The organism is Pseudomonas fluorescens (genome assembly GCF_900636825.1).
Classification (GTDB): Bacteria; Pseudomonadota; Gammaproteobacteria; order Pseudomonadales; family Pseudomonadaceae; genus Aquipseudomonas; species Aquipseudomonas fluorescens_BG.
In genome coordinates, this window is sequence record NZ_LR134318.1 from 5076245 (window position 1) to 5089015 (window position 12771).

Annotated in this window: 13 protein-coding genes; 3 read left to right on the plus strand and 10 right to left on the minus strand. The window is 58.8% G+C overall.

Annotated features, from left to right (window positions below; all coding sequences use genetic code 11):
* Positions 1-86: 86 nt before the first annotated feature.
* From fkpB to murJ, 5 genes are all read right to left on the minus strand, one after another.
* Entirely contained in the window at positions 87-539 is a 453-nt protein-coding gene (gene fkpB, locus EL257_RS23120; protein ID WP_126366513.1) for an FKBP-type peptidyl-prolyl cis-trans isomerase, read from the minus strand.
* Positions 532-1044, minus strand: a complete 513-nt coding sequence (gene lspA / locus EL257_RS23125) for a signal peptidase II (protein ID WP_126366515.1) — start codon at positions 1042-1044, stop codon at positions 532-534. Before lspA ends, fkpB begins: the two co-directional genes overlap by 8 nt.
* Positions 1037-3868: an isoleucine--tRNA ligase gene (gene ileS / locus EL257_RS23130; protein WP_126366517.1), complete on the minus strand. Its 2832-nt coding sequence runs from the start codon at positions 3866-3868 to the stop codon at positions 1037-1039. Before ileS ends, lspA begins: the two co-directional genes overlap by 8 nt.
* Before the next feature lie 13 nt (positions 3869-3881).
* Positions 3882-4820: a bifunctional riboflavin kinase/FAD synthetase gene (ribF, locus tag EL257_RS23135; protein WP_172604518.1), complete on the minus strand. Its 939-nt coding sequence runs from the start codon at positions 4818-4820 to the stop codon at positions 3882-3884.
* A 129-nt stretch (positions 4821-4949) separates the two neighbouring features.
* Positions 4950-6488, minus strand: coding sequence for a murein biosynthesis integral membrane protein MurJ (gene murJ / locus EL257_RS23140; protein WP_126366521.1), 1539 nt, complete (start codon positions 6486-6488; stop codon positions 4950-4952).
* 252 nt (positions 6489-6740) lie between these two features.
* Here murJ and rpsT point away from each other — a divergent pair, with 252 nt between their 5' ends.
* Entirely contained in the window at positions 6741-7013 is a 273-nt protein-coding gene (gene rpsT, locus EL257_RS23150) for a 30S ribosomal protein S20 (RefSeq protein WP_003228351.1), read from the plus strand.
* A gap of 182 nt (positions 7014-7195) precedes the next feature.
* Here the strand turns inward: rpsT and EL257_RS23155 are convergent, their stop codons facing one another.
* The 5 genes from EL257_RS23155 to rplU all read right to left on the minus strand — a co-directional run bounded on the left by EL257_RS23155 (position 7196) and on the right by rplU (position 10954).
* Positions 7196-7663 carry a CreA family protein gene (locus EL257_RS23155; protein ID WP_102900531.1) on the minus strand — a complete coding sequence of 156 codons (468 nt, stop codon included), beginning with the start codon at positions 7661-7663 and terminating at the stop codon, positions 7196-7198.
* 10 nt (positions 7664-7673) lie between these two features.
* Positions 7674-8792: a glutamate 5-kinase gene (gene proB / locus EL257_RS23160; RefSeq protein ID WP_126368244.1), complete on the minus strand. Its 1119-nt coding sequence runs from the start codon at positions 8790-8792 to the stop codon at positions 7674-7676.
* 137 nt (positions 8793-8929) lie between these two features.
* Complete coding sequence (gene cgtA / locus EL257_RS23165; protein WP_126366523.1) at positions 8930-10153, minus strand: Obg family GTPase CgtA; 1224 nt, start codon at positions 10151-10153, stop codon at positions 8930-8932.
* Between the two features lie 193 nt (positions 10154-10346).
* On the minus strand, positions 10347-10604 hold the full coding sequence (gene rpmA, locus EL257_RS23170; protein WP_003176049.1) for a 50S ribosomal protein L27: 258 nt from the start codon (positions 10602-10604) through the stop codon (positions 10347-10349).
* A 35-nt stretch (positions 10605-10639) separates the two neighbouring features.
* Positions 10640-10954, minus strand: a complete 315-nt coding sequence (gene rplU / locus EL257_RS23175) for a 50S ribosomal protein L21 (protein ID WP_007950961.1) — start codon at positions 10952-10954, stop codon at positions 10640-10642.
* A gap of 239 nt (positions 10955-11193) precedes the next feature.
* On the opposite strand from rplU, the gene EL257_RS23180 reads away from it, so the two are divergent.
* Both EL257_RS23180 and EL257_RS23185 read left to right on the plus strand, forming a co-directional pair.
* Complete coding sequence (locus tag EL257_RS23180) at positions 11194-12162, plus strand: polyprenyl synthetase family protein (RefSeq protein ID WP_126366525.1); 969 nt, start codon at positions 11194-11196, stop codon at positions 12160-12162.
* 161 nt (positions 12163-12323) lie between these two features.
* Entirely contained in the window at positions 12324-12665 is a 342-nt protein-coding gene (locus EL257_RS23185) for a zinc ribbon domain-containing protein YjdM (RefSeq protein ID WP_053123983.1), read from the plus strand.
* Positions 12666-12771: the final 106 nt, after the last annotated feature.

The following is a 12771-nucleotide window of genomic DNA, read 5'->3' on the forward strand; positions in this document are numbered from 1 at the left end:
GTGAGCCTGCTCGCGATGAGTGCCTGACATTCAACATTGATGTTGACTGACAGTCCGCTATCGCGAGCAGGCTCACTCCTACATATTCAGATCGCTTTGACGGAAATGATCTCGACGTCAAAGGTCAGCGTCTTGCCGGCCAGCGGGTGGTTGAAGTCGATGGTCACTTGCGTGTCGTCGAATTCTTTTACCACGCCCGGCAGTTCAGTATTGGCCGCATCGTTGAAGATCACCAGCAAGCCCGGCGACAGTTCCATGTCGACAAACTGCGAACGCGGGATGATCTGCACATTTTGCGGGTTTGGCTGGCCGAAAGCGTTTTCCGGTTCAACCGTGAGCGTGCGCTTGTCGCCCGCCTTGAAGCCGAACAGTGCCGCCTCGAAACCCGGCAGCAGATTGCCGTCGCCGACCTTGAAAGTCGCCGGGGCTTTGTCGAACGTACTGTCGACGGTGTCGCCGTTCTCCAGGCGCAAGGCAAAGTGCAGCGTGACTTCCGTGTTCTGGCCGATGCGTTGCTCAGTCGGTAGCTGTTCAGTCATGAGCGACCTCTTCGGTTTTCTTCGATTTGAACATGTCCAGTGCCAGCATGATCGCGCCAACAGTGATCGCGCTGTCGGCAATATTGAACGCCGGGAAGTACCAGCGGTTCTGCCAGTGCACCAGAATGAAGTCGATCACATGCCCCAGGGCAATGCGGTCATACAGGTTGCCCAATGCGCCGCCAAGCACCAGCGCCAGCGCGACGGCCAGCCAGGTTTCGTTGCGACCCAGGCGCTTGAGCCAGACCACCAGCACCGCACTGACCACAATGGCGATAAGGGCGAACAGCCAGCGCTGCCAGCCCGAGCTGTCCGCGAGGAAGCTGAAGGCAGCGCCGGTGTTGTAGGCCAGCGTCCAGCTGAACAGATCGGGGATCACCACGATCTGCTGGAACATTTCCAGATTGCCTTCGAAGTAGAACTTGCTGGCCTGATCGACGACCAGCACCAGCAAGCTCAACCACAGCCAGCTCAGCCGTCCGAAACGGCTCACGGCGTTAGGCATAGTGACGAACCTCGCCAGCGCCGCTGATGTTATCGACGCAACGCCCGCAGATTTCCGGATGCTCCGGATTCACGCCGACGTCTTCGCGGCAATGCCAGCAACGTGCGCATTTCGGGAACGCCGATTTGACGATCTTCAGTTTCAGACCGCCGACTTCGGTGGTCACTGCATCGGCCGGAGCCTGAACGAACGGCGCGACGCTGGCAGTCGACGTGATCAAGACGAAGCGCAGTTCGTTGCTCAACTTCGCCAGATCGGCGCTCAGCGCCTCTTCGGCAAACAGCGTCACTTCGGCCTGCAGGTTGCCACCGACGGCCTTCGCCGCGCGCTGGATTTCCATTTCCTTGTTGACCGCGACTTTCACTTCCATGATGCGATCCCAGTAGGCGCGCCCCAGCTCAAAGCCTTCTGGCAGCTCGGTCAGACCTTCATACCAGGTGTTGAGCATCACCGATTCGTTGCGCTCGCCCGGCAGGTATTGCCACAGCTCATCAGCAGTGAAGGCGAGGATCGGTGCGATCCAGCGCACCAGCGCTTCAGAGATGTGGAACAGCGCGGTCTGGCACGAGCGGCGTGCCTTGCTGTCGGCGCCGGTGGTGTACTGGCGATCCTTGATGATGTCGAGGTAGAAACCGCCCAGCTCCTGCACGCAGAAGTTGTGGATCTTCGAGTACACGTTCCAGAAACGGTATTCGCCGTAGTGCTCTTGCAACTCGCGTTGCAGCAGCAGCGTGCGGTCCACCGCCCAACGATCCAGTGCCAGCATGTCTTCGGCCGGCAGCAGATCAGTGGCAGGATTGAAACCGGTCAGGTTGGAGAGCAGGAAACGCGCGGTGTTGCGGATACGACGATAGGCGTCGGCGCTGCGTTGCAGGATCTGCTCGGACACTGCCATTTCGCCGGAGTAGTCGGTCGACGCGACCCACAGACGCATGATGTCGGCGCCCAGGGTGTCGTTGACTTTTTGCGGCGCGATCACGTTGCCCAGCGATTTGGACATCTTGCGGCCGGACTCGTCGACGGTGAAGCCGTGAGTCAGCAGCTCGCGGTACGGCGCGTGGTTGTCGATGGCGCAACCGGTCAGCAGGGACGAGTGGAACCAGCCACGGTGCTGGTCGGAACCTTCCAGGTACAGATCGGCGCGCGGGCCAGTCTCGTGACCCATCGGGTGCGAACCGCGCAGGACGTGCCAATGCGTGGTGCCTGAATCGAACCAGACGTCGAGGGTGTCGCTGATCTTGTCGTACAGCGGTGCTTCGTCGCCGAGCAGTTCGGCAGCGTCCATCTTGAACCAGGCTTCGATGCCTTCGACTTCAACGCGCTTGGCCACTTCTTCCATCAGTTCGACGGTGCGTGGGTGCAGCTCGCCGCTTTCCTTATTCAGGAAGAACGGGATCGGCACGCCCCAGTTGCGCTGACGCGAGATGCACCAGTCCGGACGATTGGCGATCATCGAGTGCAGGCGCGCCTGGCCCCAGGCCGGAACGAACTGGGTATCTTCGATAGCTTTGAGCGAGCGCACACGCAGGGTGTCGCCGCTGGTGGGTTCTTTGTCCATGCCGATGAACCACTGCGCGGTGGCGCGGTAGATCAGCGGGGTCTTGTGACGCCAGCAATGCATGTAGCTGTGTTCGATGACCGTGGTGTGCATCAACGCGCCGACTTCGGTCAGTTTTTCAACGATTGCCGGGTTGGCCTTCCAGATGAACTGGCCGCCGAAGAATTCCAGCGACGGCACGTACACGCCGTTGCTCTGCACCGGGTTAAGGATGTCGTCGTTGACCATGCCGTATTTCTTGCAGGTCACGAAGTCGTCCACGCCGTACGCCGGAGCGGAGTGAACCACGCCAGTGCCAGCGCCCAGTTCGACGTAGTCAGCCAGATACACCGGCGACAGACGGTCGTAGAACGGGTGGCGGAAGTTGATCAGCTCCAGTTCTTTACCGGTAGTGGTCGCAACGACCGAGCCTTCGATGCCGTAGCGCGTCAGGCAGGCTTCGACCAGTTCTTCAGCCAGCACCAGCAGTCTGTCGCCGATGTCGACCAAGGCATAGTTGAATTCCGGGTGCACGTTCAGCGCCTGGTTGGCCGGGATGGTCCACGGGGTGGTGGTCCAGATCACGATCGCAGCAGGTTTGCTCAGCGAGGCCAGACCGAAGGCGGCAGCCAGCTTGGCTTCGTCAGCGATCGGGAACGCGACGTCGATGGTCGACGACTTCTTGTTCTCGTATTCGACTTCCGCTTCAGCCAGAGCCGAACCGCAGTCGAAGCACCAGTTCACCGGCTTGAGGCCCTTGAACACGAAACCGCCTTTGACGATTTCCGCGAGGGCGCGGATTTCACCGGCTTCGTTCTTGAAGTCCATAGTCTTGTACGGATTGGCGAAGTCGCCCAGCACGCCAAGACGGATGAATTCGGACTTCTGCCCTTCGATCTGCTCGGTGGCGTAGGCACGGCACAGCTCGCGGGTTTTATCCGCGCCGAGGTTCTTGCCGTGGGTCACTTCAACCTTGTGCTCGATCGGCAGGCCGTGGCAGTCCCAACCCGGAACGTACGGCGCGTCGAAACCCGACAGGGTCTTCGAGCGGATGATCATGTCCTTGAGAATCTTGTTCAGTGCGTGACCGATGTGGATCGTGCCGTTGGCATACGGAGGGCCGTCATGCAGAACGAACTTCGGACGATCCTTGCCAATCTCGCGCAACTTTCCGTACAGGCCAATACTGTCCCAGCGCTGCAGGATCTGCGGTTCGCGCTGTGGCAGGCCGGCCTTCATTGGGAAGGCGGTGTCCGGAAGGTTTAGCGTGGCTTTATAGTCGGTCATTTAAGGCTCTTCATTAGCGATGGGCGCTAGGTGCGGCTAGTGCACGGGCGGTGGCGACATCCGCATTGATCGCCGTTTTCAGCGCCTCCAGGGAGGCGAAACGCTGCTCTTCACGCAGCTTTTGGTGGAAAACCACCGTCAAACGCCGGTCATACAGATCGCCGGCAAAATCTAAAAGATGGACTTCGAGGTGGGCCTTGCCGTCACCTTGTACCGTGGGCCGCACGCCAATGTTGGCGACGCCGGGCCAGGTTTTGCCGTCGATGTCGACATTCACCAGATAGACACCGGTGAACGGCACGCGACGACGCTTGAGTTGTACGTTGGCCGTGGGTGTACCCAGTTGCCGGGCCAGTTTTTGCCCGTGCAGCACCCGACCGGCAATGCGGTACGGGCGGCCGAGCAAGCGTTCGGCCAGCGCGAAATCGGCAGCGGCCAAGGCATTTCGCACTTGCGTGCTGCTGACGCGAATACCGTCCAGCTCGACGGTTTGCGCCGCTTCAACGGTAAAACCGTGAACCTGCCCGGCCTGCATCAGAAAATCGAAATCGCCGAGGCGGTCGCAACCGAAGCGGAAATCGTCACCGACCTCCAGATGCTGCACGCCGAGGCCATCGACCAGAATGGTATCGACGAACTCACTGGCGCTGAGCTTGCTCAAGCGCTGGTTGAATGCCAGGCACAACACCCGGTCGACGCCTTCGGCAGCCAGCAATTGCAGCTTGTCGCGCAATCGCGCCAGACGCGCCGGAGCGGTGTCGGGCGCGAAGAACTCGCGCGGCTGTGGCTCGAAAATCACCACGCAGCTGGGTACACCCAACTCGAGCGCACGCTCACGCAGTCGGGCCAGGATCGCCTGGTGACCACGGTGAACACCGTCAAAGTTGCCAATAGTGGCGACGCAGCCCCGATGCTGGGGGCGCAAGTTGTGGAGGCCTCGAACCAGCTGCATAACGCGCTTCTTGCTCATAAAGTGGTCGATTATAACCACACCCGACGGTCGACGACAGGCAACACCGTAACGCAAAGTGAACGAGCCGACAAAACTGCCGGCCCGGGCCTGTGGATAAACTGCAAAACCTTAGCTCAAGGCCTTGCGATTGAAATCGCGCAGACGGAAACCCAGCAGTAGCAACATGCCGAAATACGCCACTACGCCGGCAACCACCAGAGCGCCAAGACGCAGAAAGCGTTCAAGCATGTGGCCCTCATCCCACGCAGGCATGAAATGCATCCCGGCCAGCAACACAACCGACATCACGGCCACGGCGACAACCAGTTTGAAGCCGAATTTGCCCCAGCCCGGCTGCGGTTGATACATCTTCTGCTTGCGCAGTTGATAGAACAACAGACCAGCATTCAGGCAGGCACCGGCGCTGATCGCCAACGCCAGACCGGCATGCGCCAACGGACCGATCAGCATCAAGTTGAACAATTGGGTGCACACCAGTGTGAAAATTGCGATTTTCACCGGCGTACGGATGTTCTGTTGCGCGTAAAAGCCCGGCGCGAGCACCTTGATCACGATGATTCCAAGAAGGCCGACGGAATAGGCGATCAACGCACGCTGGGTCATCTCGGCATCGAAGCCACTGAACTGACCGTACTGAAACAGCGAAACGGTCAGCGGCTCAGCCAGAATTCCCAGCGCCAGCGCGCATGGCAAGACCAGCACGAAACACAGACGCAGGCCCCAGTCGAGGATTCGCGAGTATTCATGGCGATCCTTGCTGGCGTAGGTTTTCGCCAGCGTCGGCAGCAGAATCGTGCCGAGCGCGACGCCGAGCACGCCCGAGGGCAATTCCATCAGACGGTCGGCGTAATACATCCACGAGACTGAACCTGCGACCAGAAACGAGGCGAAGATGGTGTTGATGATCAGCGAGATCTGGCTCACCGACACGCCGAGAATCGCCGGAAGCATTTGTTTCATCACCCGCCAGACGCCGGTATCGCGCAGATTCAGGCGCGGCAACACCAGCATGCCGATCTTTTTCAGGTGCGGCAGTTGATAGAGCAATTGCGCCAGACCACCGACCAGCACCGCCCAGCCCAGGGCCATCACCGGTGGATCGAAGTACGGCGTGAGGAACAGCGAAAACACGATCATGCTGACATTGAGCAACGTCGGCACGAACGCCGGTACCGAAAATCGGTTCCATGTGTTGAGAATCGCACCCGCCAGGGACGAGAGCGAAATCAGCAATATATAGGGGAACGTCACCCGCAACAGGTCGGAGGTGAGCTGGAATTTTTCCGGCGTGTCAGTGAAACCGGGGGCCGTGGCCCAGATGACCCAGGGCGCAGCGATCAAGCCCAGCGCTGTAACCACGGCCAGCACCAATGTCAGCAAACCAGAAACATAGGCAATGAAAGTGCGCGTCGCCTCTTCGCCCTGCTGACTTTTGTACTCTGCCAGGATCGGCACGAACGCCTGAGAAAATGCACCCTCGGCGAAGATCCGGCGCAGCAGATTGGGCAGTTTGAAGGCGATAAAGAAGGCGTCCGTCGCCATCCCGGCACCGAAAGTTCGGGCAATCAGCGTGTCACGAACAAATCCCAGAATCCGGGAAAGCATGGTAATAGAGCTGACGGCGGCCAACGATTTGAGCAGATTCATTGAGGGAATGTGTGCCTGTCGATAAACAGCAGGCGAATAACGCGCCCACTTGTGCGATACTCCGCGCCGCAACAGCACAGAGCCAAAGCTCGCGAGTTTACAGGTCAAGCGCCGGAAATAAATATCCCGCCTCTTTATACCTACCACTTAGCGGAACGATTCAAGTGCCCTTGACAAGACAAGTCTTCATCGGCATGATTCGCGGCCTATTTTGTTTGCTATTTCCTAAAAAGTCTTTCGAGGAGCTCGACGGTGGCCAACTCACCTTCCGCCAAAAAACGTGCAAAACAGGCTGAGAAGCGTCGCAGCCACAACGCCAGCCTGCGTTCCATGGTTCGTACCTACATCAAGAATGTAGTTAAAGCCATCGACGCAAAAGACGCTGAAAAAGCTCAAGCTGCATACGTTCTGGCTGTGCCAGTTATCGACCGTATGGCCGATAAAGGCATCATCCACAAGAACAAGGCTGCTCGTCATAAGAGCCGTCTGAATGGCCACGTCAAGGCACTGAAAGAAGCTGCCTGATCGACGTAGTCATTAAAAAACCGACCTTAGGGTCGGTTTTTTATTGCCTGTAATTTAATAAATGCAGCGCAAAAAAATGTAGGAGTGAGCCTGCTCGCGAATGCGATCTGCCAGTTGATAGCTCTATCGACTGACACGACCTCTTCGCGAGCAGGCTCGCTCCCACATTTGTATCTGCGGGGTTACTGCTGGACCGGCACCCACGGCAGGATCGGGATCGCAGTGACCGCATTCTGCGGACTGCCTTCGATCAAGCGGTCGCTGTAGACCAGATACACCAGCGTGTTGCGCTTCTTGTCCAGGAAGCGCACCACCTGCATCGTTTTGAATACCAGCGAGGTGCGCTCCTTGAACACCTCATCGCCATCCTTCAGGTCACCCTTGAATTTGATCGGGCCGACCTGGCGACAGGCGATCGACGCTTCCGCACGATCCTCCGCCAGACCCAGACCGCCCTTCACGCCACCGGTTTTAGCCCGCGACAGGTAGCACGTCACGCCCTCAACCTTGGGATCGTCAAAAGCCTCGACGACAATGCGGTCGTTCGGGCCAACGAACTTGAACACCGTCGACACCTGGCCGATTTCCTCGGCCGAGGCCAGCAATGGCAGCGCCATCAACAAGCCCAACAATCCTTTCGCTAAACGCATCGAGTTTTCCTTAGACCAGAATCAGATTGTCACGGTGGACCAGTTCCGGCTCCGCCATGTACCCCAGCACACCGACAATCGCGTCGGACGACTGACCGATGATTTTCTGCGCTTCCAGCGCACTGTAATTGGCCAAACCACGGGCAATCTCGCGACCATCCGGCGCCACGCAGACCACCATTTCACCGCGACGGAAACTGCCCTGAACCAGTTTGACGCCCACCGGCAGCAGGCTCTTGTTGCCTTTGGACAACGCGGACACCGCGCCATCATCCAGTACCAGCGTGCCACGCGTTTGCAGGTGCCCGGCCAACCATTGCTTGCGCGCCGCGAGCATGCCGCGCTCCGGCGACAGCAATGTACCGATGCGCTCGCCAGCCTTCAGGCGATCGAGCACACGCTCCAGACGCCCACCGACAATGATCGTGTGCGCACCGGAACGCGCGGCCAGACGCGCCGCACGCAACTTGGTCTGCATCCCGCCACGCCCCAGCGCACCCCCGGTGCCGCCAGCGACCGCATCGAGGCTCGGGTCATCGGCACGCGCTTCGTAAATCAGCTGAGCGTCGGGGTTATTGCGCGGATCAGCGTCGAACATACCGTCGCGATCCGTCAGGATGACCAGCAGATCCGCTTCGACCAGGTTGGCCACCAGCGCCGCCAGCGTATCGTTGTCGCCGAAACGGATCTCGTCAGTGACCACGGTGTCATTTTCGTTGATCACCGGAATCACTTTCAGCTCGACCAGTGCACGCAAGGTGCTGCGGGCATTGAGGTAACGCTTGCGGTCGGAGAGGTCGTCGTGCGTCAGCAGAATCTGCGCTGTGTGCCGGCCATGCTCGGCAAAGCTCGATTCCCACGCCTGCACCAACCCCATCTGACCGATAGCCGCGGCCGCCTGGAGCTCGTGCATCGCACTGGGTCGTGCGATCCAGCCCAAACGGCTCATGCCGGCCGCCACCGCCCCGGAGGACACCAGCACCAACTCGACGCCCGCCTCATGCAGCGCCACCATTTGTTCGACCCAGACGCTCATTGCCGCGCGATCTAGCCCTTTGCCATCAGCTGTCAGCAAAGCGCTGCCGATCTTCACGACCCAACGCCGCGCACCTGTCACCTTGCTCCGCATCATCTTCAACCTTAGCTTGAGGGCAGCGCGACCCAGCGCCGCCCGTGAAGTTATTCGTGGTTATTCGTGATTAACAATCGATTTCCAGATACTAAAACGCCGCTCGATTGAGCGGCGTTCAAGTTTATCGCAACGGATCAGTCGCGCACGTAAATGATTTCCGGACCGTCTTCATCATCCACATCTTCTTCGTCCCAGTCATCGTCACCGATGTCATGGACCGACTTCACGCCGCTGCGACGCAGCGCACGCTTGTCATCCAGCGCCTGCAGTTGCGCGCGGGCTTCGTCTTCGATGCGCTGATCGAGATCAGCCAGCTCTTCCTTGTAAGCCGGGTCATTGGCCAGGCGATCGGCACGATCTTCCATGTAACGCATGATGTCGTGGCACAGACGCTCGGTACCGATCTTGGCGATCGCCGAGATCACGTAGACCGGACCAGTCCACTCAAGGCGATCAACGATTTCCTTGACGCGCTCTTCGTGATCCTCTTCAAGGATCTGGTCGCATTTGTTCAGCACCAGCCAGCGATCACGCTCGGCCAGGGACGGGCTGAATTTGATCAGCTCGTTGACGATGACTTCAGCGGCATCCGGTGCACTGGAATCATCCAGCGGCGCCATGTCGACGAGGTGCAGCAGCAAACGCGTGCGCGCCAGGTGCTTGAGGAAGCGAATCCCCAGACCAGCGCCGTCGGAAGCGCCTTCGATCAGACCCGGAATGTCGGCAACGACAAAGCTTTTCCAGCGATCGACACTGACCACGCCGAGGTTTGGCACCAGCGTGGTGAATGGGTAATCGGCGACTTTCGGCTTGGCGGCCGAGACCGAACGGATAAAGGTGCTTTTACCGGCGTTCGGCAAACCCAGCAGGCCGACGTCGGCCAGCACTTTCATTTCCAGCTTGAGGTCACGCTGCTCACCCGGCTTACCCGGAGTGGTCTGGCGTGGCGCGCGGTTGGTACTGGATTTGAAACGAGTGTTGCCCAGACCGTGCCAACCGCCCTGCACCACCATCAGTTTCTGCCCGGCCTTGGTCAGGTCGCCGATGACTTCCTGGGTAGCGGAGTCGATCACCGTGGTGCCGACCGGCACGCGCAGGATCAGGTCTTCACCTTTTTTGCCGGTGCAGTCGGTGCTGCCGCCGTTGGAGCCACGCTCGGCATCGAAGTGCCGGGTGTAACGGTAGTCGACCAAGGTGTTGAGGTTTTCGTCGGCCATCATGTAGATGGAGCCGCCGTCACCGCCATCACCGCCGTTCGGGCCACCATTTTCGATGAACTTTTCCCGACGGAAACTCATGGCACCATTGCCGCCGTCACCAGCCTTTACGCGAATCGATACTTCATCAACAAACTTCATAACCAACGCCTCTCGCCGTACGGACGAGCCGAAAAACAATCAAGACATAAGACTCTTGCAAAAATGAGCGCAGCGACCCCAAAACACGACCTGCATCGCACGCCGACAGCCCATACAAACAGCTTTGCAAGAGACTCACCCCACAAACGAAAAAGCCCCGTCGCGAGACAGGGCTTCTCCAGCGATTGCGCAATTAAGCTGCGACAACGCTCACGTAACGGCGGTTGAACGCGCCTTTTACTTCAAACTTGATCACGCCTTCGATTTTAGCGAAGAGGGTGTGATCTTTACCCATGCCAACACCGTAACCGGCGTGGAATTGGGTGCCGCGCTGACGCACGATGATGTTGCCCGGAATGATTTTCTGGCCGCCATACATCTTGACGCCAAGGCGTTTGGCTTCTGAGTCGCGACCGTTACGGGTACTACCACCAGCTTTTTTGTGTGCCATGAGTTCAATTCTCCTAGTGAGGAATTAGGCTGTAATTAAGCCTGAATACCGGTGATTTTGATCTCGGTGTACCACTGGCGGTGGCCCATACGCTTCATGTGGTGCTTACGACGACGGAACTTGATGATGCGGACTTTATCGTGACGACCTTGGGAGATCACTTCAGCCACAACGGTAGCACCAGCAACAACTGGAGCGCCGATATTCACGTCGTCACCGTTGGCAACCAACAGAACGCGATCAAAGGTAACGGATTCGCCGGTAGCGACTTCCAGTTTTTCGATCTTCAGGTATTCACCTGGGGCGACTTTGTACTGCTTGCCGCCAGTAACGATTACTGCATAAGACATGGTATTTCTCCGATAATCCTGCTCACCCAGCTCTTTATAAGAAGAGGTATTGGCTGGCATGGCTGCATAAGGCTGGAAGGCCCGTTGCAATTGCGTAAGGCAGGTGCTGCCCAGGAAGTTCAGGGTGCGCGATTGTACGCAAGCCGCCGCAGGCTTGCAAGTAGCCGTCCATCGCGCCTTGACAGGTCTGGATGGGGGTCCTAGCATGCCGCGCAACCCTTCTGGAGCGACTCTCGCTGATGCAACCCCAAGCTTTCTACCGCGCGGTGGCGGACGATTTTAGCGCCGTCGACGGCATCATCAAGAAGCAGCTGACTTCCCGAGTACCGCTGGTATCGAAAATCGGCGATTACATCACCTCGGCCGGCGGCAAGCGTCTGCGTCCTTTATTAGTGTTGCTGTGTGGCAAGGCCCTGGGTCGCGAAGGCGACGACATGCGCCTGCTGGCCGCCACCATCGAATTCCTGCACACCGCGACCCTGCTGCATGACGACGTTGTCGACATGTCCGGCATGCGCCGTGGCCGCTCGACCGCCAACGCCATGTGGGGCAACGCTCCAAGCGTGCTGGTCGGCGATTTCCTGTACTCGCGCTCGTTCGAAATGATGGTCGAACTGGGCTCGATGCCGGTAATGAAGATCCTGTCCCAGGCCACGCGCATCATTGCCGAAGGCGAAGTGCTGCAATTGTCCAAGGTGCGCGACGCCAGCACCACCGAAGAAACCTACATGGAAGTCATCCGCGGCAAGACCGCGATGCTCTTCGAGGCCTCGACCCACAGCGCCGCCGCGCTGGCCGGCGCCACCGCCGAGCAGAGCGAAGCCCTGCGCATGTTTGGTGATCACTTGGGCGTGGCGTTCCAACTGGTCGACGATCTGCTCGATTACAAGGGCGACGCTGAAACGCTGGGCAAGAACGTCGGTGACGATCTGGCCGAAGGCAAACCGACTCTGCCGCTGATCTACACCATGCGCGAAGGCACGCCTGAGCAGGCGGCACTGGTGCGCCAGGCGATCCAGAAAGGCGGGATCGAAGACCTGGAAAGCATCCGCATTGCAGTGGAAGCTTCCGGTTCGCTGGAGTACACCGCGCAACTGGCCCGGGATTACGTGGCTCGTGCAATCAAGTGCCTCGAAGCACTGCCGGCCAGCGAATATCGCGATGCGCTGGTTGAATTGAGTGAGTTTGCGGTCGCCCGCACGCATTGATATCGCTGTAGCGAGATCAAAAGATCGTCCGAACGCGGCCCGAACCTTCGGCAGCTCCTACAGGGGTTGTCGGGGCTGTGATTTTTGCTTTTGACTGCCTGAAAAGTTAAAACCCTATACAATGTGCGCCCTTTTGCCCTCCTGATACCCAAGGAACCTTAGTGAGCACGTTGCCACCCTGCCCGAAATGCAATTCCGAATATACCTATGAAGACGGCACTCAACTGGTGTGCCCGGAGTGCGCCCACGAGTGGTCTGCCAGTGGCGAAGCCGAAGCAGCCTCCGATGACACCGTGAAGAAAGATTCGGTCGGCAATGTCCTGCAGGACGGCGACACCATCACCGTGATCAAGGACTTGAAGGTCAAGGGCACTTCGCTGGTGGTCAAGGTCGGCACCAAGGTCAAGAATATCCGTCTGTGCGACGGCGACCACGACATCGACTGCAAGATCGACGGTATCGGCCCGATGAAACTGAAGTCCGAGTTCGTCAGAAAAGTCTGAATCTGCTGTAATCCATCCCGCGCCCGCCGTGGGATGGAGCTTCACCCTCCGCGCTCCACCTCAATGAATCCTTGGTTTGCCCCTTCGCGAGCAGGCTCGCTCCCAC

Coding starts and splice junctions, on each gene's coding strand:
- fkpB (WP_126366513.1), bottom strand. CDS start 539: ATGACTGAACAGCTACCGACTGAGCAACGCATCGGCCAGAACACGGAA.
- lspA (WP_126366515.1), bottom strand. CDS start 1,044: ATGCCTAACGCCGTGAGCCGTTTCGGACGGCTGAGCTGGCTGTGGTTG.
- ileS (WP_126366517.1), bottom strand. CDS start 3,868: ATGACCGACTATAAAGCCACGCTAAACCTTCCGGACACCGCCTTCCCA.
- ribF (WP_172604518.1), bottom strand. CDS start 4,820: ATGCAGCTGGTTCGAGGCCTCCACAACTTGCGCCCCCAGCATCGGGGC.
- murJ (WP_126366521.1), bottom strand. CDS start 6,488: ATGAATCTGCTCAAATCGTTGGCCGCCGTCAGCTCTATTACCATGCTT.
- EL257_RS23155 (WP_102900531.1), bottom strand. CDS start 7,663: ATGCGTTTAGCGAAAGGATTGTTGGGCTTGTTGATGGCGCTGCCATTG.
- proB (WP_126368244.1), bottom strand. CDS start 8,792: ATGCGGAGCAAGGTGACAGGTGCGCGGCGTTGGGTCGTGAAGATCGGC.
- cgtA (WP_126366523.1), bottom strand. CDS start 10,153: ATGAAGTTTGTTGATGAAGTATCGATTCGCGTAAAGGCTGGTGACGGC.
- rpmA (WP_003176049.1), bottom strand. CDS start 10,604: ATGGCACACAAAAAAGCTGGTGGTAGTACCCGTAACGGTCGCGACTCA.
- rplU (WP_007950961.1), bottom strand. CDS start 10,954: ATGTCTTATGCAGTAATCGTTACTGGCGGCAAGCAGTACAAAGTCGCC.
- EL257_RS23180 (WP_126366525.1), top strand. CDS start 11,194: ATGCAACCCCAAGCTTTCTACCGCGCGGTGGCGGACGATTTTAGCGCC.